The organism is Paenibacillus oleatilyticus (assembly GCF_018998565.1).
Taxonomy (GTDB): Bacteria; Bacillota; Bacilli; order Paenibacillales; family NBRC-103111; genus Paenibacillus_G; species Paenibacillus_G oleatilyticus.
This window is the reverse complement of record NZ_JAHNZO010000026.1, coordinates 88,461-114,957: the sequence shown is the minus strand read 5'-3', so window position 1 is coordinate 114,957 and position 26,497 is coordinate 88,461. Positions and strand designations below refer to the sequence as shown.

General features: G+C 56.0%; 24 protein-coding genes and 1 riboswitch. Of the genes, 9 read left to right on the top strand and 15 right to left on the bottom strand.

Annotated features, from left to right (window positions below):
- Nucleotides 1-252: 252 nt before the first annotated feature.
- The gene (locus KQX66_RS27350; RefSeq protein ID WP_054974735.1) at nt 253-351 is read left to right on the top strand and encodes a hypothetical protein; all 99 of its coding nucleotides are present in this window, start codon (nt 253-255) and stop codon (nt 349-351) included.
- Between the two features lie 115 nt (nt 352-466).
- Here KQX66_RS27350 and KQX66_RS27345 read toward each other — a convergent pair whose 3' ends face one another.
- Entirely contained in the window at nt 467-1,339 is an 873-nt protein-coding gene (locus KQX66_RS27345) for a LysR family transcriptional regulator (protein WP_216796033.1), read from the bottom strand.
- 130 nt (nt 1,340-1,469) lie between these two features.
- On the opposite strand from KQX66_RS27345, the gene dapA reads away from it, so the two are divergent.
- Nucleotides 1,470-2,360, top strand: a complete 891-nt coding sequence (gene dapA / locus KQX66_RS27340) for a 4-hydroxy-tetrahydrodipicolinate synthase (RefSeq protein WP_216796032.1) — start codon at nt 1,470-1,472, stop codon at nt 2,358-2,360.
- 366 nt (nt 2,361-2,726) lie between these two features.
- On the opposite strand, the gene pdxR is transcribed toward dapA, so the two are convergent.
- Entirely contained in the window at nt 2,727-4,166 is a 1,440-nt protein-coding gene (gene pdxR / locus KQX66_RS27335) for a MocR-like pyridoxine biosynthesis transcription factor PdxR (RefSeq protein WP_308647284.1), read from the bottom strand.
- A 136-nt stretch (nt 4,167-4,302) separates the two neighbouring features.
- Here pdxR and KQX66_RS27330 point away from each other — a divergent pair, with 136 nt between their 5' ends.
- Nucleotides 4,303-5,598, top strand: a complete 1,296-nt coding sequence (locus tag KQX66_RS27330) for an MFS transporter (protein ID WP_216796031.1) — start codon at nt 4,303-4,305, stop codon at nt 5,596-5,598.
- A gap of 138 nt (nt 5,599-5,736) precedes the next feature.
- Here the strand turns inward: KQX66_RS27330 and KQX66_RS27325 are convergent, their stop codons facing one another.
- Nucleotides 5,737-6,999, bottom strand: coding sequence for a Glu/Leu/Phe/Val family dehydrogenase (locus KQX66_RS27325; protein WP_216796030.1), 1,263 nt, complete (start codon nt 6,997-6,999; stop codon nt 5,737-5,739).
- Nucleotides 7,000-7,233: 234 nt separating this feature from the next.
- On the opposite strand from KQX66_RS27325, the gene KQX66_RS27320 reads away from it, so the two are divergent.
- Nucleotides 7,234-7,707: a hypothetical protein gene (locus KQX66_RS27320; protein ID WP_216796029.1), complete on the top strand. Its 474-nt coding sequence runs from the start codon at nt 7,234-7,236 to the stop codon at nt 7,705-7,707.
- Nucleotides 7,708-7,957: 250 nt separating this feature from the next.
- Here the strand turns inward: KQX66_RS27320 and KQX66_RS27315 are convergent, their stop codons facing one another.
- From KQX66_RS27315 to KQX66_RS27285, 7 genes are all read right to left on the bottom strand, one after another.
- A complete protein-coding gene (locus KQX66_RS27315) occupies nt 7,958-8,503 on the bottom strand; it encodes a general stress protein (RefSeq protein WP_216796043.1) in 546 nt (181 codons plus the stop codon).
- Nucleotides 8,504-8,787: 284 nt separating this feature from the next.
- Entirely contained in the window at nt 8,788-9,411 is a 624-nt protein-coding gene (locus KQX66_RS27310) for a uracil-DNA glycosylase (RefSeq protein ID WP_216796028.1), read from the bottom strand.
- A 168-nt stretch (nt 9,412-9,579) separates the two neighbouring features.
- The gene (locus tag KQX66_RS27305) at nt 9,580-11,013 is read right to left on the bottom strand and encodes an NAD(P)/FAD-dependent oxidoreductase (RefSeq protein ID WP_216796027.1); all 1,434 of its coding nucleotides are present in this window, start codon (nt 11,011-11,013) and stop codon (nt 9,580-9,582) included.
- A gap of 77 nt (nt 11,014-11,090) precedes the next feature.
- Nucleotides 11,091-11,190, bottom strand: a riboswitch (purine riboswitch).
- Nucleotides 11,191-11,594: 404 nt separating this feature from the next.
- Nucleotides 11,595-12,461 (bottom strand): SDR family oxidoreductase, encoded by an 867-nt coding sequence (locus tag KQX66_RS27300; protein WP_216796026.1) that lies wholly within the window; start codon nt 12,459-12,461, stop codon nt 11,595-11,597.
- Between the two features lie 22 nt (nt 12,462-12,483).
- Complete coding sequence (locus tag KQX66_RS27295) at nt 12,484-12,966, bottom strand: hypothetical protein (RefSeq protein ID WP_306665894.1); 483 nt, start codon at nt 12,964-12,966, stop codon at nt 12,484-12,486.
- A 108-nt stretch (nt 12,967-13,074) separates the two neighbouring features.
- The gene (locus KQX66_RS27290; protein WP_216796025.1) at nt 13,075-13,665 is read right to left on the bottom strand and encodes a MarR family winged helix-turn-helix transcriptional regulator; all 591 of its coding nucleotides are present in this window, start codon (nt 13,663-13,665) and stop codon (nt 13,075-13,077) included.
- A gap of 89 nt (nt 13,666-13,754) precedes the next feature.
- A complete protein-coding gene (locus KQX66_RS27285) occupies nt 13,755-13,997 on the bottom strand; it encodes a hypothetical protein (RefSeq protein WP_216796024.1) in 243 nt (80 codons plus the stop codon).
- Between the two features lie 171 nt (nt 13,998-14,168).
- Here KQX66_RS27285 and KQX66_RS27280 point away from each other — a divergent pair, with 171 nt between their 5' ends.
- The 4 genes from KQX66_RS27280 to KQX66_RS27265 all read left to right on the top strand — a co-directional run bounded on the left by KQX66_RS27280 (nt 14,169) and on the right by KQX66_RS27265 (nt 16,894).
- Nucleotides 14,169-14,396: a helix-turn-helix domain-containing protein gene (locus KQX66_RS27280; protein WP_216796023.1), complete on the top strand. Its 228-nt coding sequence runs from the start codon at nt 14,169-14,171 to the stop codon at nt 14,394-14,396.
- Nucleotides 14,397-14,700: 304 nt separating this feature from the next.
- Complete coding sequence (gene yedE / locus KQX66_RS27275; protein WP_216796022.1) at nt 14,701-15,909, top strand: selenium metabolism membrane protein YedE/FdhT; 1,209 nt, start codon at nt 14,701-14,703, stop codon at nt 15,907-15,909.
- Nucleotides 15,899-16,132 (top strand): sulfurtransferase-like selenium metabolism protein YedF, encoded by a 234-nt coding sequence (yedF, locus tag KQX66_RS27270; protein ID WP_216796021.1) that lies wholly within the window; start codon nt 15,899-15,901, stop codon nt 16,130-16,132. The genes yedE and yedF overlap by 11 nt, the downstream gene beginning before the upstream one ends.
- Before the next feature lie 396 nt (nt 16,133-16,528).
- The gene (locus KQX66_RS27265; RefSeq protein WP_216796041.1) at nt 16,529-16,894 is read left to right on the top strand and encodes a cupin domain-containing protein; all 366 of its coding nucleotides are present in this window, start codon (nt 16,529-16,531) and stop codon (nt 16,892-16,894) included.
- 127 nt (nt 16,895-17,021) lie between these two features.
- On the opposite strand, the gene KQX66_RS27260 is transcribed toward KQX66_RS27265, so the two are convergent.
- The 3 genes from KQX66_RS27260 to KQX66_RS27250 are packed head-to-tail and all read right to left on the bottom strand — an operon-like array spanning nt 17,022 to nt 21,396.
- Nucleotides 17,022-17,432, bottom strand: a complete 411-nt coding sequence (locus tag KQX66_RS27260) for a carboxymuconolactone decarboxylase family protein (RefSeq protein ID WP_216796020.1) — start codon at nt 17,430-17,432, stop codon at nt 17,022-17,024.
- Nucleotides 17,433-17,472: 40 nt separating this feature from the next.
- Nucleotides 17,473-19,119 (bottom strand): thiamine pyrophosphate-binding protein, encoded by a 1,647-nt coding sequence (locus tag KQX66_RS27255; protein WP_216796019.1) that lies wholly within the window; start codon nt 19,117-19,119, stop codon nt 17,473-17,475.
- Between the two features lie 24 nt (nt 19,120-19,143).
- Entirely contained in the window at nt 19,144-21,396 is a 2,253-nt protein-coding gene (locus tag KQX66_RS27250) for a putative bifunctional diguanylate cyclase/phosphodiesterase (protein WP_216796018.1), read from the bottom strand.
- 439 nt (nt 21,397-21,835) lie between these two features.
- Here KQX66_RS27250 and helD point away from each other — a divergent pair, with 439 nt between their 5' ends.
- Nucleotides 21,836-24,184: an RNA polymerase recycling motor HelD gene (gene helD / locus KQX66_RS27245; RefSeq protein ID WP_216796040.1), complete on the top strand. Its 2,349-nt coding sequence runs from the start codon at nt 21,836-21,838 to the stop codon at nt 24,182-24,184.
- A 91-nt stretch (nt 24,185-24,275) separates the two neighbouring features.
- Here the strand turns inward: helD and KQX66_RS27240 are convergent, their stop codons facing one another.
- Together KQX66_RS27240 and KQX66_RS27235 are read right to left on the bottom strand one after the other, a co-directional pair.
- Nucleotides 24,276-26,084, bottom strand: a complete 1,809-nt coding sequence (locus tag KQX66_RS27240; protein ID WP_216796017.1) for a fibronectin type III domain-containing protein — start codon at nt 26,082-26,084, stop codon at nt 24,276-24,278.
- A gap of 261 nt (nt 26,085-26,345) precedes the next feature.
- Complete coding sequence (locus KQX66_RS27235; protein ID WP_216796016.1) at nt 26,346-26,495, bottom strand: hypothetical protein; 150 nt, start codon at nt 26,493-26,495, stop codon at nt 26,346-26,348.
- Nucleotides 26,496-26,497: the final 2 nt, after the last annotated feature.

The window sequence follows — 26,497 nt, the reverse complement described above, 5'->3', positions numbered from 1 at the left end:
TCGATAGTATGATTAAAGCACAAAAAACCGTAAGAGGTCACTTTTTTTCAAGTGTCCATCTTACGGGTTACAGTTCAGGGGCCAACCTAACAACGGTGGTTTTTTCGCTTGCCCGTCGAAAAACGCTCTCTTTGCAGCCCGTCCTACCCTATTCTTGGGCATCTCCGCTAACGCACATTTTCCCTCCCACCCAATCAACAGGCCCGCGACAATCATAAGGTATACTAGGTCAAACGGGAGGAGGATGGATGTATGAGCTGCGTAAAAGGGTTTGGCGGTTTTACTTCTACGGGCGTAATCCTCGTGTTGTTTATTTTGTTGGTAATCGTATCTTGTGCCGTCTGGTTCTAATTCGAGGCACAAGGCCCGGGCGGCGGCCTGGGCTTTTTTTCTTAAATCACGGGCATCCGGTAGGGGGTTCGCTGCGAACCCCTCTTTTGGCATTTCTCCAGGCTACCTACATTCCTCACGGCTTCAGCAGACGAATGAACGCCAGCAGCGGCTGCGACATCCATTTCTTGGGATGGACAAACAGCTGCAGATCAAACCGAATATCGGGGTGGACAAATGGCAGCACTTGGAGGCGCCCGCGCCGCACCTCCTCTTCGACGACGATCTGCGGAAGAAGGGCCACGCCGAGCCCGTTCATCACGCACTGCTTGATCGCCTCCGGGTTACCCAGCTCAAAGCGGATGAGAAACGAGACGTTGTGCGCTCTTAATACGTTCTCGAACATACCCCGGTAATTGCAGCTTTCCTCCGACATGATCAGCTCGACTCCGTTCAGATGATCTACGCTTACACCGCCGGATAATTGCGTGAGCGGATGGCCGGGCGGCGCAATCAGCACCAGGGGCTCTTCCCGAATCGTCTCGCAGCGAAGAGCGGGGTCGACCGGCTTGCCGTCGAGCAGCAGGCCGATATCGAATTCCCCCTCCTTCACTTTGCTGACGATCAGCGACTCGCGTTCCGCTTGGATATGGATGTTCAATTCGGGAAACCGTTCCCTCAGCTGCTGCAAATAAGGCGGAAGGTAGTAAGCCGCCAGCGAATCGATCGTGCCGATCGTCAACGTCCCGCCGACCTGTTTTCCTACGATTTCTTTGGATTGCGCATACAAATCCAGCATCTGCACGGCGAGCTTCAGCAGCACTTCGCCGGGCGGCGTAAGCCGAAGCAGCCTGCCGTGACGCTCGAACAAGGAAACGCCGTATTCCCGCTCCAGCTTCTGAATTTGCATGGTGACACTGGACTGCGCATAGCCAAGCTCCTCGGCGGCCCGGGTAAAGCTTTGGCGTTTCGCAACCTCGCGAAACGTCTGAAAATATGTCAGATCCATGTGATGTTCGCCCCTATTATCAATATTATTGATGATAACTATCACTTATTATAGCTAACTCCGATGATTCAAACCATGGTAAAGTAGAGCCAAAGAAAAATTATTCGAACCCCATGGAGGAATGTAAAAAATGCTAACCCAAGAGCAGCTAACTGGTGTTTACGTCCCGATCGTCACCCCGTTCGACAGTAACGGCGCCGTAGATCTAACTTCATTCGAGCGGCATGTTCGCTGGCTTGCGGACCGCGGCATCCATGGCCTGGTCGTCAACGGGACGACGGGAGAATCGCCGACGGTAGCATGGGAAGAAGTCGAGGCTTTGGTAAAGACCGCCAAGAACGCAGTCGGCGGGAAGCTGCCGGTAATCGTCGGCACCGGAACGAACGATACCGCTTCGACCGTGAAGCGTACGGAGCTTGCGAGACGGCTGGGTGCGGATGCCGTGCTTATCGTTGTCCCTTACTATAACCGCCCGTCGCAGGAAGGCATCGCCGCCCATTTCCGCAAAGCGGCGGAAGTCGGCGTCCCCGTCATCGCCTACGATAACCCGTCCCGTACCGGGGTGGGCCTGACGGCACAGACGGCCGGAGCCATCCTCGAACTGGATGGGGTGATCGGTCTGAAGGATAGCTCCGGCGGCATTCAGCTGCTTACGGAATTGTCCCGCTTGAACAGCAAACCGGTGCTGTGCGGCGACGACTCCTACGCTTACGCGATGCTTTGCTGCGGGGCCAAGGGCGGCATCCTCACCGCCTCCAACGTAGTGCCGGAAGCTTTAGTAGAAATGCACCGGCAATTCGCCGAAGGGGACTCGAACGGCGCCAAACAAATGTTCGAAGGACTGCTTCCGCTCATCCGGCTTCTCTTCAAGGAATCGAACCCGGCGCCGGTGAAGTGGATTCTGGCTCATCGGGGCATTATCGCCTCGGAGGCTCTCCGCCTGCCGATGACGGGCATCAGCGCAAAGCTCCGGCAGGAGCTCGAAGCTTATTGGAACCGAATCGGTGAGCCGGTAAAGTAAACCGGTAGTCTGAACAACATCAACCGCCAGACGCACGAAAAAGCCCTCCGCTGCAAGCGGAGGGCTTTTTCGGACCCAAACCTAATGTTTCATACGGGAAAACAAATCGATAAACGCCCCGCCAACGAGCCAGTAGCTCACGATGCAGCTAAGCACGATGAGGATAACGTTTTTCAAAAACTTCATTTCTTCAACTCCAATATCATTTAGGTTCGCCAACGATAGAAGCGCCAAGCTTCACCCGCTTCCGGCGTACGGTGCCTAAGTACGGCTCCAGACGTCTTTGGACAGAAGGACCGTCATCTATTAGACGATTGAACCTGGCAATAAGTTTCAAGCAAATGTTCTCTCAGCCAGAACCCCGGATCACAGGCGGCGCAAAACGGCGGTGAGACGACGGATGCCTTCCTCGATCCGGTTCTCCGGTTCCCGGGCGTACGACAGCCTTAACGAGCTGCCCTCCGCGCCGTATACGCTGCCGGGCATGACCGCGACGCGGTGAGCCTCCATCTCCCGGACAAGCTCGCCGTCTGGGATTTTCCGGTTCAGCTTGCACCACAGGTAATAGCCGCCCTGTGGCACGATCCATTCGGCCTGATTCCCGAGATGCTCCTGCAGCGCGGTCAGCATCCGGTTGCGGCGGCGCGTCAGCGCCTGACGCAGGTCTGCGAGGTGACCCTGCCATACGCCCGACGTCAAGTATAGCTTCGTCACCTCTTGAAGGATCGTACTATAGCCGTAATCCATTTCCTGCTTCGCTTCGGCCAGCCGGCTCGCGACACCTGCCGGAGCTACGATCCAACCAGCGCGGAAACCGGGCGCGGCCATCTTGGACAGCGTGCCCATATATAGCACATAGCCGCTTCCGGATGATAGCGCCTTAAGGGATAGAGGCGGCGGTGCAGCCCCTTCCAACGCTAACAAGCTGTAGGGGTCGTCTTCGACGATGGGGATGCGGCGCTCCTCGCACAGCTCCAGCAGCCGCCGGCGGCGGGAAAGCGAGAGCGTCGTTCCGGTCGGGTTCTGATAGGTCGGATTGACGAAGATCATCCGGATTTTATGCTTGTTATACAACCGGGCCACTTCCTCAGGAATGAGACCGTGCTCGTCCACTGGAATTTGAAACAAACGCAAGCCTGCCGAGACGAAGAGCGCGCGGGAGTAAGCGTATGACGGTCCTTCCAGCCCGACCGCGTCGCCCGGGTTCAGCAGACAGTGCGTCACGAGATGCAAAGCCTGTTGGGCACCGGATGTCAGCAAGATTTCGTCCGGAGCGGCATTCACCCGGTACTGCTCCTTCAGATGCGCGGAGATCGCCTCCCGCGTCTCGGCTTCTCCTTTCGGATTGGCATAATCAAGCGGCATCGACAGCGTTAACCCCCGAAGCAATGCGCTGAGCTGCTCTGACGGCAGCAGGTCGGCCGACAGCTCTCCTCTGGAGAAAACGATGGTATCGGGAGCTGCTGCGATCTCCCGGATCCGCCGGACAATCGCCAGCGTCGGCACAAACGAGCCTCCGCTAACATATGAGTGCCAATTCAAGCCGCGCTTCGGTGTATCGCCCCATAACGTTTCGCTTACATGCGTGCCGCTCCCTTGCGTGGACTGCACGAAGCCTGATGCGCGCAAATCGGAGTAAGCCGCCGTGACGGTGCTGCGGTTAATGCCGAGCCGCACGGACAGCTCCCGTTCCGTCGGCAGCGCCGAACCCGGCAGCAGTTGACCGGAAACGATCTGCTGTTCAAAATAACGGGCGATTTGCCGGTACCTCGGTTCCCGGCTATCCGTATCTAACCTCCAGTTCACACGCATCCCCTCCAGGTTACCCCAGTATACGCCAAATTGGCTGAAGATGGTACCCTCCAATTGGATGCATACAATCTTCACCAGCTCTTTTATGCTCTCATTAGAACAAAATCGTCAGGTCAGGGAGGGCTCATGAATGTGGTTTGGGGAGAAAAAATACGCCTGGGGGCTTCTCGCGGTCCTCTGGGTTTTCGGCTGTATTGCAGCGTTATCCCGATTCGTCATGGCATACTACCAAGCAGCCATTACCGAGGATTTCGCCGTGGGGCGCAGCTTCATTTCGCTGTCCTGGTCGCTGAACCTGCTGATCGCTGCGCTGTGTATGCCGCTCGGCGGGTGGCTGGTCGATCGTTTCGGTGTCAAAAAGGTGATGGTGCTCAGTACGCTGCTCGGTGCGACGGGCTCCAGCGTGGTCTTTTTCGTACATCATCCCGTCGCCTTCTTTATCGGCTACGGCATCATTACCGGTCTTGTCGGGATCGGTTCGACCACAGTGTTCACGCTCGTGCTCCATTGGTTCAAGCGCCACCGGGCGAAAGCCATGACGATCATTAACAGCGCTTCGCCGCTAGGCCTCGCTATCGTCAGCCCGATTTTCATCAGCTACGAAGGACAGCTTACGTGGGAATACGCCTTCCTTATCACCGCCGCACTCGGGATCGGACTCGTTCTCCCCAGTACGCTGTTGTTCATCCGTGACGGGAGGAATTCCGGGAAAGGGACGGACTCCAGAGCGCCGGCTCAGGCCGCAGAAGCTTCAGGTCAGCCAGAAGAAACGGGCCAAACAGCCGCCCCCTCCCGGTCCGGGCTTCCGCTGCGCAGGCTGAGGGAGAATTTCGCGCCTTACTTCAGCTCCCCGGTTATCCCGGTCGTCATGTTCGCTTTATTCACCTGCGGGTTCAATATGGGCACCGTCGAAATGAACATGGTGGCCATTCATCAGCATGCGCACGTTCCCGGCACAATGATCGCATCGGCGCTCAGCCTCCTCGGGGTCATGGAGGTGGCCGGTTCGTTCGTGTTCGGCTATTTATTGGACCGTATTTCGCGGGCGCTCGCTCTGGCCGTATTATACGGCTTCCGGGTCCTCGGGTTCATGCTGCTCTGGTTTCATCTGGATTTGTCTCCGGTTCTGTTCTCCGTCTTGTTCGGCGCAACCTACATCGGCGCTATTCCGGGGGGACTGCTGCTTGCCGGGGAGACGCTCAAAGGAACGTCGACGCAGACCGGCTTTCTTCTGCTGTTCCATCAAGCGGGCGGTATTATCGGGGCGTTGATCGCCGGATTTTTGTTCGACAGCTTCGGCAACTACCAGTCGCTGATCGGGGTGAACATCACGATCGCCGCACTCGTGGCCGCCGGCTACGCCTGGGTACATCTCCGCAGCCGGAGCAAGCGCGAAGCCAGCCGGCCTTCTGCAGCGCAGGCCTGAACGGAGGCTTCAGTCCCGCTGCTGTTCCAAACCGACCCCCGGCATCATGCAAAACGCCGCCAGCGCTTCTGTACCAAGGAAAGGTACAAGGCCGCTGACGGCGACTGTTTTATTGCCTATTCGATTCAGCCTGTGCGCTTACACCCAGCCGCGGGCTTCCATCGCTTTGGAAATCCGCTCCATCGAGATCATGTAAGCGGCCGTACGCAGATCGGTTTTGTATTGAGTCGCCAGATCTTGAACCGCACGATACGCTTCCGTCATCGCCGTCTTGAGCTTGAGGTTTACCTCTTCTTCGCTCCAGTAATAGTTCATCAGGTTCTGAACCCATTCGAAGTAGGAAACCGTCACGCCGCCGGCATTCGCCAAAATATCCGGAATCACCTTCACGCCGTTGCCGAACAAAATTTCGTCCGCTTCCGGCGTCGTCGGTCCGTTGGCTGCTTCCGCCACGATGCGCGCTTTGATCTGCGCGGCATTGGCCGATGTAATGACATTCTCAAGCGCAGCCGGCACCAAAATATCGACATCCAGCTCCAGCAGCTTCTCCGGTTGAATGGCGGACGACGCGCCGTATGCGGACAGGTCTCCCTGATCCTTCAGCTCCTCCACGCGGTTCATATCCAGTCCTTGCGGGTCGTAAATCGCGCCGCGCGAGTCGCTGACGGCCACAATGCGGCAGCCCAGCTCCGACAGCAGCTTCGCCGCGATCCGGCCGGCATTGCCGAAGCCTTGAATGGCTACCGTCGCGCCTTCCGGCGTCTTGCCCATATCCTTCAGCGCCTCTTGAATCGTGAAGACGCAGCCGCGGGCCGTCGCTTCGTTTCTTCCCTTCGAGCCCCCGATAATCAGCGGCTTGCCGGTAATGACGCCCGGGCTGTTGAAGCCCTTCAAACGGCTGAACGTATCCATCATCCAGCCCATAATTTGCGGGGTGGTATACACGTCCGGCGCCGGAATGTCTTTCTCCGGTCCGACGATATCGGCGATCGCTTCCATGAATCCCCGGCTGACGCGCTCCAGCTCGCCCTTGCTCATTTCGCGCGGGTCGCAGATGACTCCGCCCTTGCCGCCGCCGTACGGGAGGCCGACAACGCCGCATTTGAAGCTCATCCACATCGACAGTGCCTTAACCTCGTCCAGCGTTACGTCCGGATGGAACCGGATGCCGCCCTTCGTCGGACCGACCGCATCGTTATGCTGGGAGCGGTAGCCTTCAAATACGCGAACTTCGCCGTTGTCCATCTTCACGGGGAACGTGACGGACAACACCCGTTTTGGGTGCTTCAGAATTTCTACGGCCTCTTTGGGCAAGTTTAGTAGAGAAGCCGCATGCTCGATTTGCCTTTGGGCGATTTTAAACGGATTTAGATTTTCGGCAGTCAGTGTAGTTACAGTCATCGATTCATCTCCATCTCCTTCTATGCTTTAACGTAATACTGAAATAATGAGTTGTTTTTTATTCTATAGGTATCGACTTCCACTTTCAACCGTTTTTTTTGACAAAATTCCGCAAATTACAATAAGCGTCAGAAAACTTCAAAAAACCTTTCACTATTTGTTATTTTTACTCTAAAAATAATGTATAATATAATTGACATCTATTCAAAATTTATCTGGTGGAAAGAGGAAAACATGCTGACGTTTGAGGAAAAGATCGCTGTAATCGAATCGTTTGCGGAGCTGGAGAGGAAAAACGTGTCCTTGGGCCGGGTAAACTACCACTACGAGCAGAGCGCTCATGACAAGAAGACCGTTGTGTATCACTTGCATCCGAACGGCAACGGCTTCGTCTATGCCGGCCATCTGTCCGGTTACGACATCGATGAGCGGGGAATGGTGAACATCCGGGATTTCACCGCAGACGAGCTTCGATCGATTGTCGAAGCCTCGATCCGCTCCCTTGCGCCCAAGACGGAAAAGGAACAAGCCGTTACCGGCGACGCGGAGATTGAAGAACCCTGGATCGGCCCGGATAAGCAGACTTTGCTGCTGCTGTACGAAAATGAGCTGTGGTGCGTCTACGCCGGCTTGAATCTCGAAGCGGCCTTCGAGACGTACGGAGAAGCCGAAGAGTATTTAGCGGAGGAAGGCTTCTCGCGGCAATAGGCCCCGCCTGAGGATACCGGCAACGGATAAGGTCGGCTCCGCAGCCCCGGCCAGGTCCATCACAGCAAAATGACGCCATTCCCCGTCGGACTGGCGTTTTTTCATTTCAACCGCCGCTTCCGTCTCGGGCCAGACCCATAAAGACATGTAATGAGAGACATACCAAGTAATAGACGAAAAGAAGCCCCGGCCGGGAATACGACCCGGACAAGGCTTCCACGAACACCAGCTTCCTCAAGAACGCGGCGGATCAACGCAGTCTGCGGGACCCGACTTCCGCTCCGTAATCGGCATCGTAGGTGCTCGCATTCCTCGAGTTATTGGCACGGAACGTATCGTATACCTCGTTGTCAAGGTCAGCCCGGGAGTCTACAAGCACAAGGATGCTCCCTTCCTTCACAAATTCGTTGTAGCGCTTCGCTTCGTCCTCAGGAATTCCCATGCCGATCAATCCACCGACGATCCCGCCGGCCCCCGCGCCGACAGCCGCCCCGGTTAAGGTCGCCGCAATTGGGCCAGCCGCAATAATCGGCCCTACGCCCGGGATTGCGAGCGCGCCAATCCCGGCCAACAGCCCGGCGATCCCGCCCAGCATGCCGCCTGTAGCCGCGCCTGCCGCGGCACCCTCCGGCGCTTTGGACCCGGTCTGATCCGCCACGGCGGATACGTCCTTCTTATCCTTCGCAATCACGGATATCTCATCCGCCCGATAACCTTGCCTTTTCAAGCCTTCGATAGCCCGAATCGCTTCCTGCTCGGTCTGAAACACGCCTACGATTTTTTTCTCGTTGTTCATGGTCATGACCTCCTCGGTTGGTAACGAACCGACAAGCGGTTCGTCGGCGTTTCGAAGCCGGACGGCCTGCCGCGCTTCGACGCGGGCCCGCCCGAATCGGCGCCTCTGGCAGCTTTCCGCTACACAGCTTCTTACCCCGAGGAAGGACAAGCTAATCATTCGGCTTTTCACCGGAGCCGTTTCTACGGATAGGCACATCTGACCCGATCACGCATCGCAAACCAGCACAGCTTCCCTCTTGCGGGTCACCGCGGCCGAACCGCGAGACGGACTTCTTCGATCCGTCAGCTCCCCTTCTCCGACCGTGGTCCGTCTGACGGGGCACTTGCTTCCGTGACGGCTTCAGCGGACCTTACAGCTACCCGTTTCAGGTCCTCCACGAACAAACGCATAAGTCCCGGCCTGCGCCGGACGGCGAGCGGATGGTAGCTGACGGTCGTCGGCAGCCCGCCGATATCGTACCAGCTCCCCCTGAGCCGTTTGACCTCCGCTTCCGAATCTTGAAAAAACGCCTGTACCGCCACGTTCCCCAAGCAGATCATAAGCTTCGGCCGCTTCAGTTCCAACTGCGAAAGCAAGTGTGCCCGGCAGCTATTCCTCGCGGCTTCTTTGTCGTATTTGCGAATCGGCCGGCATTTCAACACATAGGTCACGTAAACGTCGTTCATATCGAGTCCCGCCTCCGCCGCACCGAGCTGCAGCGTGGCACGGGTACCGCAGACGAAAGCGCGGCCCTCCCGGTCCTCCCGCGCCCCGGGATTATCCAGCAGCATGATGACCCGGCCTTCCGGATTGCCTTCCCCCCATATAACGCGAGTCCGCTGATTCGCCAGCTCGCATAGCCGGCAGGAGGCCGCATACGGCGGTGCGGCTTCCTCCGGCAGAGCAATTGGATCGTTGTCGGTCATGGATTCGGCTTCCTTCCCGATAAGATTGTCGGTTTACAGGATGTTCCGGAAGTTCTGCGTTTATGCATGTGGCGTGGCACAGTCTTCCATGGCTTCCTCAGACGAAGCCCGGCTAGCGAAAAAGCCGAATCACCCCCCGGCTTCGTCGGCTTTCGCATGTCGCCTCCGCTACATCCGCTCCACGATTGACCGGGCCATCCACACGCCGGCTGCACCCGCTTGGGCCAGCCCCCGGGTCACACCCGCGCCGTCGCCGCCGCAGTATAAGCCGCCGATCACCGTTTCAAGGTGCTCGCTCAGCTTCGGCCGGGCCGAGTAGAACTTCGCCTCCACACCATAGAACAGCGTATGGTCCGATGCGATGCCCGGCGTCACTTTATCCAGCGCCTCGACCATTTCGATCAGACTTTTCATCGTATTGTACGGCAGCACGAGGCCCAGATCCCCCGGAACGGCCTCCTTCAGCGTCGGCTCCAGAAATCCTTCCTGAATACGCCCTGCCGTCGAGCGCCGTCCGCGAATGATGTCGCCGTACTTCTGAACGATCACACCGCCGCCCGACAAATCGTTCGCCCGCTTACAGATTTCCCGCGCGTACTCGTTTGGCTTGTCGAACGGCTCGGTAAACCGATGGGAGACGAGCAGCGCGAAGTTCGTATTGAGCGAGCCGAGCGCCGGGTCCTTGAAAGCATGCCCGTTCGCCGCCATGACGCCGCTGTGGTTCTCGACCACGACGTGCCCCGACGGATTGCTGCAGAACGTCCGCACCCGTGTGCCGACCGATGTGTTGAAAATAAATTTACCCTCGTACAAATGCTCGTTAATCTCGCGCATGACAACATCGGACGTCTCCACCCGAACGCCGACGTCCACTTGGTTATTGAACATCGGAATGCGCCGCTTGCGGAGAATTTCCGTCAGCCAAGCCGAACCGTCCCGTCCCGGCGCGACGATCACAGCGTCCGCTTCCAGCTCCTCGCCGCTGGATAGCACGACGCCTTGCACCCGGTAGCCTTCCGCTTCTTTCACCGTCAGCACGTCGGCCACTTCCGTCTTGAAGCGCATCTCGATATGCCGCTTCAAATAGTCGTTGATCGACTTCAGAATTTGCAAATTTTTCTCGGTGCCCAAATGCCTGACTTGCGCCCGCAGAAGCTTGAGTCCGGCCGCGTAGCCGCGCTGCTCGATCGAGCGCACGACCTCCGTCATCGGGTCGGTGATCGTATCCGGAGCGCCGTGCCGCAGATTGAGGCCGTCGACGTAACGAATAAGCTCCAGCACCTGCGACGGCGGCAAATAATCGGTCAGCCATCCGCCGAATTCCGTCGTAATGTTGAACTTCCCGTCGCTGTAAGCGCCCGCTCCGCCGAACCCGGCCGTAATCGAGCAGGCCGGCAGACAGCCCGCGTACTCCTTTTTCCCCGCCGGGGGAGGACAAAGCCGGATCTTCTCTTCCAGAATCGGACACCGGCGGCTGTCGATATCGTGTCCTTTATCGATTAACAAAACGCGCTTGTGAGGCGCTTTCATCGTCAGCTCATAAGCGGCAAAAATCCCCGCCGGTCCAGCCCCAACAATAATCACATCAAAGCGATTGCTCATCTTCTTTTTCCCTCCATCGAACGAATAATCTCGTGCCTACCCGTCCGGAGACGCAAAAAATCCCGGCCTCGAACGGGTATGGAAAACCCGCCGCTCGTAGCCAGGAATTGTCGGTTCCTTGTAGAGACCCCCGGCCCGTCATGCCGAAGATATACGAACAGTCTCATCTGTGACGCTTATTCGGTTTACGTAAATTACGTTACCGGAATTTCAGATCGGCGTCAAGGGATTCTGTTAATTTTGTTCGTGTTTTACACAAAAATTAAACGAATACCCTGTAATCTCGTCCAATACAAAATAAAATCACGAACATTATCGCTTTTACCCGCTTAATATTTCTATCGTTCAATAGCCATGCGCCCCTAAATCTGTTGACGAGCCTTTTTTGCGGCCGACGAGGCGTCTATCGCCGGAGCCAGCAGCAAGCAGCTCGATGCCATGGCGGAGATCGCGGCGTCGGCCAGGCATTTGCCGGGGATGGCTCAAGAGCTTCAGCAATCGATCCACCGTTTTAAAGTTTGAGCCGGTAAGCAAAAAACGGCCCGGGCGGCTTCTCAAGGAAGCACACCAGGCCGTAAACGTTACCTGAACATATCCGCATGCTCGCGCAGAAAAGCATCCAGCGTACGCGGCTCTCTGCCGAGCAGACGCTTCACGGTATCCGTAGGCTTTTCCGGCAGCGCCACCGACATAGACTGGATTTCCGCCACATGGTTCGCGAGCCAGAGAGGCATATGGCCGAACTCCATCAGATCGCGGCGCAGCGCTTCGGGGTCCATATTGATGTACCGGACCGGCTTGCCGAGCAGGGCAGACAGCTTGTCCGCAATTTGCGGATAACTGAAAACCTCCGCCCCGGTAAGCGTGTACACATGGCCGGCGGCCTCACGGTTGGTCAGCGCTTCTGCGGCAACATCCGCAATATCCCGGCAGTCGATGAAATTGCACGCCGCATCGCCCATGCAGCCGTAGAATACCCCTTGGTGGATAACGGTCGGCGCCAGACGCTGCAGGTTTTGCATGAACGCGTAAGGACGCAGCACGGTAGGCGTGAGTCCGGATTCGGACAAAAATTTCTCGATTTTGTGGTGCCATCCCGCGACGGCTACCGGGGCGCTCGGGTCGTAGGCGGGACTGGATACTTTTACGATATGCCCGATTCCGGCTTCGGCGGCCATACGAATGATCGAAGTCTCCAGCTCCACCTGTCTCGGACTGTTGGACATCGCCATGAAAAGCTGGCTGGCCCCTGTGAAAGCGCGCCGCATCGACTCAGGATCGGCTGCGTCGGCTGCTGCAACCTCAATCGTCGATCCGCCCCACTCCCCAAGCTGATGACGCAGCTTCTCCGGCTCTCTGCTCAGCGCCCGCGCGGGCACACCGAGATCAACCAAACGTTTCACAAGCGCACTGCCAATCGTACCTGTTGCTCCTAGAATAACAATCATCTTTATCTTCTCCTTTGATTAATTAGTTTTTGGCTGCGGCGAGCCGCCAGCGCCAGAGCATGATTGTGCTTGCTATCGCTCCGGACATCGGGAAATCGAGCCATACCCGATCAACCCAAGCCGCAGGATCAAACGGCCGCACGATCCCGAACAAATAAGCCGTCACCCAGGCAGCCAATAAACCGAAGGCAATACCGCCCAAGGTAAAAGTCCCCGTGACAATCAGGCGATTCGCACCGGCAACCCAACGATTTTTGCCTCCCGCGCTTCGCAGCCAGAGGCCCAACATCCAGGCGATCAAGGCCGATGCTCCGCCAATGGTGGTCAGCGCCGCAATTTGAAGCCCCTTGTCGCCGGTAACCAATCCTCCGATTCCCGCCATGACGGCGGGGGAGATATAGGCCATGGCCACTTCCCGCCACAGCACAAAGCTTTTTGCGCGACAACCGGCAGACGCGATGTAAGGAGCGCCTCCCCGCTTATCTACGGATTCCATCCTGTTCATGCACTTGCTCCTTTCTTGTACTCATGTTGTTCGACACTTATTTATGCCGCATATAATTAGGAACCTAACTATATGTAGGTGAAAATGGGCTAGTGAACCTAGCCCGTTTTACCCTTTGCTTCCGTGTTGCTTTTTGTTGAATTCGCCCGTCGGTTTGTCCGGTTTGATCGTCTCGTCCGTAAGTGCCGAGATGCCTTGCGTTACCCGCCCAAGCAGGTCAAGAAATACGCCGCGCTCCTCGATACTGAGAAGGCCAACCATCGCTTCCAGCCTCGCGAAGTGCTCCGGGGCCATATCTTGAAGCCGCCTCGCTCCTTCCTCGGTCAGAACGACCGATCTCTGGCGGCCATCTTGAGCGCTGGTCCGGCGGGATACGAGTCCGTCCCGCTCCAGAGTGTCGATCAGCCCTGTCATTGTAGCGCGCGTAACACCCAAATTTTCCGCCAATTGCGACGGCAACGCTTCTCCCTCGTTATCCTCCAGTTCGACCAGCACACGGTACCGCCCTGTCGATAAACCGAATCTTGCAAAATGGACCTCGGAGGCATGCCCAAGCTTCGTTCCTGCTGCCAACAGCCTGGTAGCGACAAGAATGGCCTGTGCGTCAACGTCCAGCCCATAACGCTCAAGCTGCTGCTTCGATTGGACAAGCGAGGGAATCGCGTCATTCTGATTCCAAACTTTGTTATCTTTAGCCATGAATATAGTATGGCACCTAACTAATTTGTTGTCAAGAAATTTTTTCCTGTTCGCCGAGCTTGAGCTTGAATCTAGGGATACCGCACATTCTAATGATACTTACTATCTTGCCGAGCTTGCTCAAGGTTCACATGGAGTAATTCAACCCGGAAATCCATCTCCATTCGGTGAATGAGCGTGAGGATATCTTCCATTGTCAACATATGCAACGATTTTCCACGCTGACGAACAATACTTTTGAGTGTGAAAATAACTTCTTGGCACGTTTGAATCTGCAACAGCAGCTTAGCTTCTTCGCCCAACAAGATCTTATGCTTGGCTGCACCTTCCATATTTGTCCCTCCTATCAATGTTTTGATACTTTTATGAGTCTTACCCTTAAGAGTATGTAAATATTATATTACCTTTAAGCGTAAGTTTCAATGATATCTTTTGATTCTTATGCTATAGTAATTGTGAGTTATACTGTTAAACGTAACTTCTCTTTGGCGGAGGAATACCATATGAAAATCAAAATCCGATTGAAGGAACTGTTAGAAGAAAGAGGAATTAGCCAGCGGCAGCTCTCATTAAGAATGAATATGCGCCCCGCAACCATTAGCCATCTTTGTTCCGATTCCGTAGACAGAGTCTACATTCGCACGTTAGAGCAAATTTGCGAAGCCTTGGATATTACCGTAGACCAACTTATTGTCTCGGTAAACGAGAAAGAAGACGCGACCAATAAATAACATACCTGCGCAGCCTTCTATACGGCTGTAGAGCCATCTATTTTCTACGCACACCCTATGTTGGCGCTATCTTAGGTATGCAAAAAAAGGCACCTTCCTCCTCGATTTCCTCCCGCATCCTACACATCAATGAGCAGCTTATAGAGCTGACGGTTTCTTTCTATATGAATCGTATCACCCACAACTGACGCCGATTGTAGTAAAATGGAGATGGCATTCTCACTCCGCCTATATAGTAGGAAGCGTATTGCCGCATACAAACCGGACAAGGATTGCATTTTGACAGATTGAAGGGATATGAAAAATGAAACGCATGTTAGGCAAATTGCTCAACAATTACTGGAGCCCCTATGCCGCGATGGGAATTGCAGGTATTCTGAGCGCACTCTACTTTGGAATTACCGGAACCGTATGGGCTGTCACCGGCGAATTTACTCGTTTGGGAGGTCACGTTTTACAGCTTTTCGGCGTGGATATTTCCAATTGGGCCTATTACGGCTTGATTCGCATGGACGGAACGACCTTCAGCAGAACAGACGGCTGGATCGTGTGGGGCATGTTCATTGGCGCCTTGATTATGATCTTGCTCAGCAATAATTTCAAGATAAGAGTTCCGAAGCAAAAGCGCCGATTGCTGCAAGGGCTGATTGGCGGATTCATCGCGGGTGTTGGCGCCCGTTTGGCGCTAGGCTGCAATCTGGCTGCCCTCTTCACCGGCGTGCCTCAGTTTTCATTTCATGCTTGGATATTTATGATCGCTACCGCAATCGGCACTTACTCGGGCGTTAAAATCGTCAATACAAGATGGTGGAAAGGCAAGCCTGTCCTGCAAAAGGGCAATATAGCCCAAAGCGCTGCCAAGGCCAGAAAAATTCAACCCATTGCCGGGACCGTCGTTGCATTGTTATATGCATGTCTTATCGTTTACTTTTTTATCTCCGGCCGCACGATGTTGGGCGTAGCCGCTCTATTCGGGGCTGCATTCGGCATTTTGATTGAAAGAGGGCAAATTTGCTTTACATCTGCGTTCCGCGATTTATGGATCAGCGGGCGGGCCACCATGACGAAAGCAATCACGGTCGGCATGGCAATTAGTTCCGTGGCGACACTGCTCATCATCCTGATTTACGGCTTGGACCCGATTACCAAGATCGCCGCACCAAGCACATTTGTCGGCGGCGTGCTGTTCGGCATCGGCATCGTACTGGCTGGCGGCTGCGAGACAGGCATGATGTACCGGCTGATGGAAGGACAAATCGTGTTCCTGCCCGTATTTATCGGCAACATTATCGGGGCCACGGCCCTCGCCTACGCCTGGGATCATCTCGGTGTCTACAACGTGCTCGTACAAAACGGCGCCAAAATCAATCTGCTCACGACCATGGGGCCAGCCGGCGCGCTGCTGGTGACCTTGATCTTGCTGGGTATCGGATATGCCGTAGCCGTATACTGGCAAAAAAACTATCGCTTCGGCGTTGGATTCAAGAAAGGGGACTATAACAATGTCGGTTGAAGTTGATTTCACGTTGGATCTTAGAGGGGAATCTTGTCCATACCCTGTTATTTATACGCTGGAAACCTTACGGGACATGAAGAAGGGGGAGCTGCTTCATGTGATTGTCGACTGTCCGGCGGCTTTCCGCAACATCCCGGAAGAAGTCGTCAAGCACGGCTATACGTTCACGCAGGAACCTGTCAAAAACGGGCAGGATTTAAACTTTTATATTCAGGCGTAAAAACCAAAGGATTAGGTGCGAAAAATTCGCGGCCTAATCCTTTTTCTTATTGCGGTTTCGGCTATTCTATCGGCAATTTAGGCGTTGGCTCAACATTTGAGGTGTCATTTCCAAGTTAATGTATATCCTCCTACCTAGTGCATTGATATTCATAATGTCATGCCTCAGCATTGTTCTTGTTAAAATCATCTGCAAAAGGGTTATTTTCCGGCTCCACCCTTTCGATTTTTACTATTCCCCTCCATAAGATGATATAACCCTTCTTATCTCTTCTTCATGTTTCTCTCCAATTGATGATGACTAAAAAGCAAGACTAGACTTGTTAAGCGAACGGGCAGGATACCTATACGGTTTTGACGAATATGATGTTTTATACCAGAAATAGGAGGGATTCCTATCGGCTATCAAGCTATTAATTTCGTTGAAAAATTATCCAAGTTCAGCGGTCACTGGTCTCCGAAAGTCATTGGCGAAATGAATGACTATCAATTTAAATTGGCCAAGATTATAGGGGACTTTGTATGGCATGATCATCCAGATACCGACGAGGTTTTTATCGTACTCGAAGGGGAGATGTTCATTGATTTTCGGGATGGGCGGGTGAAAATTTCCCAAGGCGAGATGTTTATTGTCCCCAGAGGAGTTGAACATAAACCATTCGCCGACAAGGAGTGCCATGTCATGCTGGTGGAGCCTAGAGGTATCGTAAACACTGGCAAGACTGAGTCACATTTAAGGGCACCCAATGATGTTTGGATCTAGCGCATTTGGCTTCGTTAGCTTACCTCGTCAGGGAACGAAGAACGATTCAAGCTTGGGGTTAATCATTGGTGCTATTAAAAAAAGGCCCAAGCTGCGCTTTCCTAAGCGCACTTGGACCGTTAGCATTCTACGTCGTAACCGGTGTAATGTTCCGTGCTTTAAACACTTCGCTGACCACATTCAAGGCCCCGCATGCTTTCGGGAACCCGGCGTAGCCTGCGCAGTGCAGGACGATCTCCAAAATTTCCTCCGGCGTCAAGCCGACGTTCAGCGCTGCATGCACATGGAACGGCAGCTGCTCCGTCGCTCCCTGCGTGATGAGCGAGGTGATCGTAATGATCTCCCGCTGCTTCAGGTCCAGCGTCTTGCGCGAATACAAATCGCCGAATCCGAAGGATACGATCTGATGCGCCATATCCGGGAAAAAAGCGCCGATATTCCCGATCGTCTGCGCTCCTTCCTCTCCGACCATCTCCACTAACGTCTTCATACCTCGTTCATACCGTTCGGCGTTCGTCAACCGGTCTTCGCTTCCCATCGTACTCACCTCTGCTTATGTATTCATGGTCTTAACAAGGTTACCCGCGCGCCATCGTCGGCGGAATTTCCAGCGGGTCGGCCATCACTTCGATCACGGCCGTACGCCTCATCGCCAGCGCCTGCGTCACCGCAGCATGCAGCTCGGCTTCGGTCGAGCAGCGGAACGCTTCCGCTCCCATCGCTTCCCCGAACTTGGCGGCGTGCACCGGCACCGTATAATTCGTCCCGATCGCGCGGCCCAGATGCCGGGCCATCCCTTTCTCCACCATATCCAGACTGCCGTTATTTATCACAACGAAAATGACCGGAGCGCCGGCATTCACTGCCGTCGATATTTCGGTGCCGTTCATGAACAAGCATCCGTCCCCGGTCAGGCAGACGATCGTTTTGTCCGGCTCCGCAAGCTGGGCGCCGACGGCATACCCGATCGCGCGGCCCATCGTCGCATACACTTCTTCGAAGTAGAACGTCCCCGGCACCTCGATATCCAAGTGCTTCACCGCATAAAAGGAATGACTGCCCGCATCGCCGTACACCACGGCCTCCTTCGGCAGCGCTGACCGCAAGACGCGCATCGTCTGCCGTCCTGTTAGCCAGTGGCTCTCCGCCGGCTCCTCCGCTTCGGCGGCTGGTTTCGACGCGGCTGCAACCTCGGCATAAGAGCTTGTAAGCTCTACCCGACGGCCATCCGTCAACCGTAGCAGCTCCTGAAGATTGCGCTTCAAGTCTCCAAGCACCGGGAGCACCGGTACGGGTACCGCTTTGCCGATAAACGTCGGCTCGTAGTCGAAATGGATCATCCGCTGCGGATACATGTCCGGCGTCAGTCCGGGCAGCTCCAGGTCGCTGAGCTGGCTGCCCACGACAATCATTACGTCGACGCCTTCGCTCATATAGGCTTTGGACGTCTCGTTGCCACCAAGACCGAACGGTCCGAGCGACAGCGGATGCCTGGATACGAACGCGCCCTTGCCGCCTGGCATTGTCATCACGGGAATATTCCATCGTTCGGCCAACTGCCGGAGCTCTTCGTAGGCCCGGCAAGCGTGTACGCCGCCGCCCACGAACAGCACCGAACGCCTTGCTGCATCAAGACATTCGATCACTTGATCAAGGTTAGCGGAAAGAATGGCCGGATAATGCGTCGGCAGCGGAATTTGAAAAGGTCGGACTTCCTCTGTCAGAACGTCCAAGGGGATGGAGAGATGGACGGGGCCTTTCACCCCGGTGCAGGCTTGTTCGATCGCATGGCGCAGGTACGTCTCCAGCAGCTCGCCGCGCTCGACGCGCGCGCTGAATTTCGTTACCGGCTCAAACATCTTGACGAGGTCGGTGCCGAACAGCGTGCTGTCCTGCCCGAGCACCTTGCCGATCTCTTTGATCGGCGGCTGCCCGGTCAAGAACAGGACGGGAACGCCCGTCGCCTTCGCTTGTCCCGCGGCGGTCAGCATGTTGACGCCGCCTGGCCCCGCTGTGCCCAGCGCCGCGCCAAGCCGCCCGCCTTCGAAAGCGTACCCCGCCGCTGCGAACCCTGCACCGCCTTCATGCTTGCTCAGCACGAAGGCGATGCCCTGCCGGTCCATCTCCATGACCAGAGGCGTCACCGGCTTTCCTGGGATGCCGAATACATGGGTAACGCCCCATCGAATCAAATGCTCCACTAATAATTGAGCCACAGTTTTCATGGTGATCCCCTTTTTTTGAAAGCATCAATATTTTCTTTTGACCTTCTCCTGCAGCTCCTGAAAATGCAGCTCGAACTTCTCTGCCGGGATCGGCTCGCTGAAGTAGTATCCTTGCACTTCGTTGCATTTTTGGTACTGCAGGAAACGGAGCTGGTCTTTCTCTTCGACGCCTTCCGCAATAACCTCCAGCCCCAGATTGTGCGCCATCGCGATGATGGTGCCGACGATGTCCGAATCGTGGGAATTCGTCATAATATCCCGCACGAACGACTGATCGATCTTCAGGCGGTCGATCGAAAACTTTTTCAAATAATTGAGCGAGCTGTACCCCGTTCCGAAATCGTCGATACTGATCTGGACCCCGAGACCATGCAGCTGCCGCAGCGTCGGAATCGTATGCTCCACATCCATCGTCATCGTTTCGGTAATTTCCAGCTCAAGGAATTTCGGTTCAAGCCCGGTCTCCTCCAAAATGCTTTTGACCGTCTCGGCCAAATATTCTTTGGAAAATTGCTGGGAGGACAAGTTCACGGCGACGCGCATCGGCGGCAGTCCTTTTTCCTGCCAGCTCTTGTTCTGCATGCAAGCGGTGCGCAGTACCCATTGATCCATCTGGATAATAAGTCCGGTTTCTTCGGCTAACGGAATGAATTCATAAGGAGACACGAGCCCGCGTTCGGGGTGCATCCAGCGGATCAGCGCCTCGGCGCCCTTGATATCTCCGGTTTTGATATCGATTTGCGGCTGGTAATACAGCACGAATTCGTTATTGTCGATCGCTCGGCGCAGCGACGTCTCCATCTTAATCTTCTCGTGGGACTTCGTCTGCATGTCGTCGGAATAGATGACATATTGATTTTTGCCGCGCTGCTTCGCCCGGTACATCGCCGTGTCCGCATGAATCATCAGCATCTCGATGTCGAGACCGTCGTCCGGGTAGAACGCGATGCCGATGCTGGCCGTAATATGAAACTCGTACCCGTTCATGTTGAACGGATGCTGGAACAGGCTCAGAATGCGCTCGGCCCGATGGACGACCTGCTGCTCGTCCGTCACGATCGGGAACAGGAACATAAATTCGTCGCCGCCCATGCGCGCCACCAGATCCGTCGCTTCAAGACTGCACGTCAGCCGCTCGGCAATTTGCTTGAGCAGCAGGTCTCCGTTGGAATGCCCCAGCGTGTCGTTGACCAGCTTGAAGCGGTCGAGATCCAGGTACATAATGGCGATGCCCGACGGATGGAGCCCTCGCTTCGCCCGCTCCAGCAGAGGGACAAGCACTTGTTTGTAGTACCTCCGGTTCGGCAGCTTGGTCAGATCGTCGTGATTGGCCAAATAATTGTATTTCTCCTCCGCCTCGTACCGGTCCGTAATGTTCCGGAATTGGCCGAAGGCGCCGATGAGCCGCTTATACTCGTCATAGATCGGGAACGCGTCAAACAGGCACACCGTGCGCGTCCCGCTTCCCTTGCGCTCGAAGCTGATTTGAATATCTTCGTACTTTTTCCCGTGGCGGATTACATCATAGATGTATTGCCCCATGGGTTCAAGACACAGCACCGACCTCCCCAGCGTTTGCTCTTTGGACAGACCTGTAAGGTCTTGAGCAAAATGATTAAAATCCGTAATTTCCCCCTCTTTATCGGTGATAATGATGCCGTTGCGCGTGTTGTCCATCAGAATCTGATTCATAATGTCCAGCTTGCGGTTCTGCTTGCGAAGCATCAGCTCCCTCTCGATCGAGTCCACGGTGGTGGACAGCATGGTCACCATCAGCGGATTCTGGTATTCGAGCGCTGTCATAATGATAAGGCTTCCGAGCAAATTGTTGGCATCGGTATAATGAAAAGCTACGGCGTAGCAGGCGGTTTGATGCAGGTATTCGTGGTAATGATCGGGACCGATCAATTGGATGGCGTAGCCGCTGTGCTTCAAAGAAAGGGTCACCACATTGGTGCCCATGACTTCCTCGGAGAATTGAATGCCGGTGCGGATGCCAAGCTGATTGATCATGTTCTTGATGGTTTCATCCCCCATCATATGCAGGATGAATCCCCGTGCGTCGGCAACCGACAACAAGATCGGCGTGCCCTTCATCGAATCCAAAATTTTGTTTCCAAAAAACTGGACGACGGACAAAATTTCCTCGTAGTCCTGACGCTTGTCCTCCAGCTCTTTCGGCGTCATCACGACTTTGGGAAACGGAATCTCTTTCGGATTCATCCCCGCATGGTCACAAAACGACTTGGACTCCATAATGTAGTTACTTAGCGACATACCCCCACCCTCTTCCAACGTGACATAAGGAATGTGCGATTCCCTTGTAAAACGATATGTATATAGTATACTTCGCCACAAGAGCGGCGATAGTGAATAGGGAAACCAACTTTCATGTCCGCTTTATTCTGATGGCGCGTTGAAGTGGCTTAGCGAAAGCGGAAGGTACGGCACCTCGCCGCTTGCCTTTTTCGGGCTGGTTCTCGGTCTTGGCGGTGCGCGGGGGACTGCAACAAAAAAACGGAGGCGTCATGTGCGTCTCCGTTTGTTAGCGTGCGATGATGTACTTCTATTGAATTGCATGCAGAACCATGCTAAAATGGAGATTGGTCGCCACCTATATTGTGGTTCCACTCTTTAAATTTACCCACTATCATAATAACACATGCACTCGGCGATTGTCAAATCTTTTGAAAAAAGGGGCGGTAACGTGGTTAACATGCAGCAAGTGTGGCAGGAAGAGCAGGAGCGGGTCGAACGGGTAACCCGGGACATCGGCAAGCGCATCGACACCCTCCAGCGGGAGGTCGGCGAGCTGAGGTCGGATATCGTCGATATCCGCAAGCATTTTTGGGACGATGTAACCGTCAACCTGGACGCTCCCGACGAAGTCATAGAAACGTACGCAAGCCTCAAGCAGCAGGCGGAGGTGCTCACCGGCCGCGAGCACAGCCACCGGCAAGCCCAGAAGCAACTGACGAAGCTGAAACGATTGCAGACGACCCCATATTTCGGACGCATCGATTTTGTGGAGGACGGGGAGCGGCGCGCCGAAGCCGTGTACCTGGGCATCGGATCGTTCCTGGACGAAAGCGGCGAGCAGTTCCTGATCTACGACTGGCGCGCTCCCGTATCGAGCCTTTACTACGACTACCCGCCGGGACCGGCGCAGTATGAGACGCCCGGCGGCGTCATCTCCGGCGAGATGGAGCTGAAACGGCAATATATTATTCGCGACGCGGTCATCCGCAGCTTGTTCGACACCGGCGTCACGATCGGCGACGAGCTGCTGCAGGAAGTGCTCGGCAAGCACTCGGACGCCCAGATGAAGAGCATCGTCGCCACGATTCAAAAGGAGCAGAACCGGATCATCCGCAACGAGCGCAGCCGGCTGCTGATCGTGCAAGGCGCGGCGGGCAGCGGCAAAACGTCGGCCGCCCTGCAGCGGGTCGCGTACCTCCTGTACCGGTACCGGGAAACGCTGAGCGCGGAGCAGATCGTGCTCTTCTCGCCCAATCCGATGTTCAACAGCTACGTCTCTACCGTACTGCCCGAGCTCGGGGAGGAAAACATGCAGCAGACGACGTTCCAGGAATATCTGGAGCACCGGCTCGGCGGCACGTTCCGTGTGGAAGACCCGTTCGAGCAAGCGGAGTACACGCTGACGGCGGCCGGAGACCCCGGCTATGAAGCGCGAATCGAAGGGATTTTGTTCAAAGCGGGCACTTCCTTCATGCATATGTTGGAGCGGTATGCGGAGCGGCTCGGAAGAGAAGGGCTGCTGTTCAAGGACGTGAGCTTCCGCGGGGAGCCTATCGTCGCGGGCGGACAGATCGCAGCCTATTTCTACAGCCTCGATCCGGCGCTGCCGATTCCGAACCGGATGATCCTGACCTCCGAATGGCTGCTGAAGGAGCTGAAGCGGCTGGGGCGGCGGGAGCGGTCCAAGCCGTGGGTCGAGGACGAGATCGAGCTGCTCGACAAGGAAGCGTACCTGCAAGCCTACCATCATTTGCAGCGCAAAAAACAGTATGCCGAAGACACGTTCAACGACTTCCAGCGCGAGCAGGAGCTGCTGGCTATGATGGTCGTCCAGGAGCATTTCAAACCGCTCCGCGTGAGCGCCAAGCGGCTCGAATTCATCGACATTCCCGCCGTGTACCGGCAGCTGTTCGCCGAGCCGGGACGCTTCGCGGACCTTGCGTCCGAAGCCGGTCTGCCGCCGCATTGGGAGGAAATATGCAAGCAAACGGCGGAGAAGCTGGAGCGCGGCGAGTTGGCCAGCGAAGATGGGGCGCCGTATTTGTACTTGAAGGAGCGGATCGAGGGCTTCCAGACGAACAACACGGTCCGCCACGTCTTCATCGACGAAGGACAGGACTACACGCCGTTCCAATTCGCGTTCATCCGGCGGCTGTTCCCGCGCAGCAAAATGACCGTGCTTGGCGACTGGAACCAAGCCATCTACGCGCACGCCTCCGCCAATACGGACGGCTTCGCGCCGCTGACTTCGCTGTACGGGCCGGAGCATACGGAGACGAACGTGCTGACGCGAAGCTACCGCTCGACGCGGGAGATCGTCGAGTTCACCCGCGGCCTGCTGGCGGACGGCACGGCCATCGAGCCGTTCAACCGCGGCGGCAGCCTGCCGGTTGTCACGGAAGCGGCGGATCAGGCCGATCTAAGCGCCAAGGTCGCCGGGCGTATCCGGGCCCTGCTGGCGGATGGCCACAAGACGATCGGCGTCATCTGCAAGACGGCGGCGGAGAGCCGGGAAGCATGCGACGCGCTGCAAGCCGCAGGGGTCCCGCTTCGCCTCGTCGGGACGGAGACGGCCTCCTTCGAGCCCGGCGTGCTGGTGATCCCGTCGTACTTGGCCAAGGGTGTCGAGTTCAACGCGGTCGTCATCTACAACGCCTCGATGGAGCAATACGGCCGGGAAGCCGAGCGCAAGCTGTTCTACACGGCCTGCACGCGGGCGATGCACGAGTTGTACGTGTACCACATCGGCGAGCGCAGTCCGTTTCTGGACGGCGCTTCCCCCGACACTTATACCGCCGGTCATTGATCGGTGGCACGAATAAAGCCTCCGGCGAGCCTAGGGATGCTGAGTCCCGTCCATAGGAGCCGGAGGCTTTTTTTAAGTTACGCCAATATCGTTATTTCAGGCCGTCCAAGAACGGACGGTGGCTGTTGACAAAGCCATAGCCGCTGGCCGCATCCCAGTTGATGGACCAGGTCATGAGTCCTTTGAAGCCGGGATAGCCGGCCGGGTTTTGCAGCTTGTAGCTGCCGCCGAACGACGTGCCCTTGACGAGATACGTGATCGCCTTCTGCACCTCGGCCGCCGGCGTATATCCGCCTCCCGCCGCGCTCGGCACCGCAGGTACGCCGATGGCGACCTGCTCCGGACGCAGCGCCGGGAATACGTTGTTCGCATTGTTATTGACAGGGAAGCCCTTCAGCAGCATCTCGGCCATGGCGACGTGGAAATCCGCCGTGCCTTGCGCGTAAGAGCGGCCGTCAAGCCCCATCATCGAGCCGCTGTTGTAATGCTGAACGTGGATATAGTTCAGCTTGTCGCGCAGCGCGTGGATGATCGGCAGATACGCGCCCCAAGGGCCGCCGTAAGCGCCCATCCCGCCCTGCACATACGCCGTCTCCGGCGCCATCGTCAGCACGAAGCCGCTGCCGAACGTGCTGCTGAGCGTACGGACAGCGTCAATCAGGTTCACGATGCCCGGCGTGGTCGGGTTTTTGAAGTCCGTATCGCCGCCGTTCAGCGCGACCGAACTGCCTTCCAGATCGATATCGATGCCGTCGAAGCCGTACGTCTGGATAATCGAGGTCATCGTGCTGATAAATTGCTGCTTCTTCGTCGCGTCGGACAGCGTAACCGTGCCGTTGGCACCACCGAGGGAGATCAGCACCTTTTTACCCTGACTCTTCAAATACGCGACATCCGCTTTGAATTCGTCCACCGTCGCATTGAATGGTGTAAAGGCAATCGTGCCGCTGCCCGGAGAAACCGGCTCGGCAAAAGCGACGTTGATCACGTCGTATTTCTTCGAGACGTCCCGCAGCTTGAGTACCGAGGACCCGTTATCGAAGTTGTGCCAATAGCCGACGACGATCTTGCCTCCGCCTCCGGACGGCGCCGGTTCGGTCTTCCCTTGCACGCTCGCACCGGCTGAAACGTTGCCGGCCGCATCCTTCGCCTTCACGATGAACGTATACGTCGTGTCGGCGGCAAGTCCGGCCACCGTCGCCGTTGTTCCCGCGACGCTCAGGCTGCCGGAGCCGTACTCCACCGTATAGCCGGTGACACCCACGTTATCCGTGGAAGCTGTCCAGGACAGCGAGATGCTGGAGGACGTTTTGCCGGTGACGGCCAGATTCGTCGGCGCCGTCGGCGGCTGCGTATCGCCGGACGCCGGGTCCGTCGTTACCGTGACGGCTTGGCTTGCGGCAGATACGTTGCCGGCCGCGTCCTTCGCTTTCACCGTGAACGTGTACGCCGTGTTCGCGGACAAACCGCCGATCGTGGCGGTAGTTCCCGTCACGCTCGCCGCGACCGCGGACCCGTTGTACACGTCGTAGCCGGTGACGCCTACGTTATCGGTCGAAGCGTTCCACGCGAGGGTTACGCTGTTGGACGTTTTGCCGGTCGCCTTCAAGCCGGATGGAGCGGTCGGCGGCTGCGTATCCGTTCCGCCACTGCCGCCGGCCTTCCACAAGGCCGGGACGTTCGGCGGCTCCCAGCCGGTCAGCGATGTATGCGGTTGCAAGCAGGTGTACGTCTGCCCCGCATACGTAACCACCTCGCCGGCTTTGTAGGCGGTGTTCGGCTGCCACTCGCTCGCGCCGAGCGCCATCGCCGGAATCAGACTAAGCAGGAGTAAAGCGACTACAGTTAAAGAAAACGCTTTCCTAAAGGTGCGCCGAAGCGCGATTTGCGCAAAGCTCATTCATTAATCCCTCCTGAAATATGAATAAAAAACCCGGAATACCCTCCACCAAACGACGACGGCTGCGGCAGGCTCACCCCCTTTCGAACTGGGCTCGTACTCTCATTTAACCATGGCTTCGGCAGGGCAGTAAGGGATACATTCCATTTTTTAGGGGATAAAATTGTGCAAAAAACGGTGACCGCCAAAGCCTTAAACGAAATGCTGCAAACAATAAAGTACACAACGAAAAGAGAAGGATGCGCTCCTTCTCTTTTTTGTTCATTTTTCTTCTTTCCGCAGTTCCTCGGCTTTCTCCCAGCTCGTGAACCAATCTTCCCAGACGATGTGACACAACGACCCGTTGACGGCAACAACCGTTCCCCTCGCCCCGTCCGGGATAAAGATGACGCAATCCCCCACCGCAAACATGC

Excerpts from the sequence above, each read along its gene's own strand:
- KQX66_RS27350 (WP_054974735.1), top strand. The coding sequence starts at position 253 with ATGAGCTGCGTAAAAGGGTTTGGCGGTTTTACTTCTACGGGCGTAATC.
- KQX66_RS27345 (WP_216796033.1), bottom strand. The coding sequence starts at position 1,339 with ATGGATCTGACATATTTTCAGACGTTTCGCGAGGTTGCGAAACGCCAA.
- dapA (WP_216796032.1), top strand. The coding sequence starts at position 1,470 with ATGCTAACCCAAGAGCAGCTAACTGGTGTTTACGTCCCGATCGTCACC.
- KQX66_RS27330 (WP_216796031.1), top strand. The coding sequence starts at position 4,303 with ATGTGGTTTGGGGAGAAAAAATACGCCTGGGGGCTTCTCGCGGTCCTC.
- KQX66_RS27325 (WP_216796030.1), bottom strand. The coding sequence starts at position 6,999 with ATGACTGTAACTACACTGACTGCCGAAAATCTAAATCCGTTTAAAATC.
- KQX66_RS27320 (WP_216796029.1), top strand. The coding sequence starts at position 7,234 with ATGCTGACGTTTGAGGAAAAGATCGCTGTAATCGAATCGTTTGCGGAG.
- KQX66_RS27315 (WP_216796043.1), bottom strand. The coding sequence starts at position 8,503 with ATGAACAACGAGAAAAAAATCGTAGGCGTGTTTCAGACCGAGCAGGAA.
- KQX66_RS27310 (WP_216796028.1), bottom strand. The coding sequence starts at position 9,411 with ATGACCGACAACGATCCAATTGCTCTGCCGGAGGAAGCCGCACCGCCG.
- KQX66_RS27305 (WP_216796027.1), bottom strand. The coding sequence starts at position 11,013 with ATGAGCAATCGCTTTGATGTGATTATTGTTGGGGCTGGACCGGCGGGG.
- KQX66_RS27300 (WP_216796026.1), bottom strand. The coding sequence starts at position 12,461 with ATGATTGTTATTCTAGGAGCAACAGGTACGATTGGCAGTGCGCTTGTG.
- KQX66_RS27295 (WP_306665894.1), bottom strand. The coding sequence starts at position 12,966 with ATGAACAGGATGGAATCCGTAGATAAGCGGGGAGGCGCTCCTTACATC.
- KQX66_RS27290 (WP_216796025.1), bottom strand. The coding sequence starts at position 13,665 with ATGGCTAAAGATAACAAAGTTTGGAATCAGAATGACGCGATTCCCTCG.
- KQX66_RS27285 (WP_216796024.1), bottom strand. The coding sequence starts at position 13,997 with ATGGAAGGTGCAGCCAAGCATAAGATCTTGTTGGGCGAAGAAGCTAAG.
- KQX66_RS27280 (WP_216796023.1), top strand. The coding sequence starts at position 14,169 with ATGAAAATCAAAATCCGATTGAAGGAACTGTTAGAAGAAAGAGGAATT.
- yedE (WP_216796022.1), top strand. The coding sequence starts at position 14,701 with ATGAAACGCATGTTAGGCAAATTGCTCAACAATTACTGGAGCCCCTAT.
- yedF (WP_216796021.1), top strand. The coding sequence starts at position 15,899 with ATGTCGGTTGAAGTTGATTTCACGTTGGATCTTAGAGGGGAATCTTGT.
- KQX66_RS27260 (WP_216796020.1), bottom strand. The coding sequence starts at position 17,432 with ATGGGAAGCGAAGACCGGTTGACGAACGCCGAACGGTATGAACGAGGT.
- KQX66_RS27255 (WP_216796019.1), bottom strand. The coding sequence starts at position 19,119 with ATGAAAACTGTGGCTCAATTATTAGTGGAGCATTTGATTCGATGGGGC.
- KQX66_RS27250 (WP_216796018.1), bottom strand. The coding sequence starts at position 21,396 with ATGTCGCTAAGTAACTACATTATGGAGTCCAAGTCGTTTTGTGACCAT.
- helD (WP_216796040.1), top strand. The coding sequence starts at position 21,836 with ATGCAGCAAGTGTGGCAGGAAGAGCAGGAGCGGGTCGAACGGGTAACC.
- KQX66_RS27240 (WP_216796017.1), bottom strand. The coding sequence starts at position 26,084 with ATGAGCTTTGCGCAAATCGCGCTTCGGCGCACCTTTAGGAAAGCGTTT.
- KQX66_RS27235 (WP_216796016.1), bottom strand. The coding sequence starts at position 26,495 with ATGTTTGCGGTGGGGGATTGCGTCATCTTTATCCCGGACGGGGCGAGG.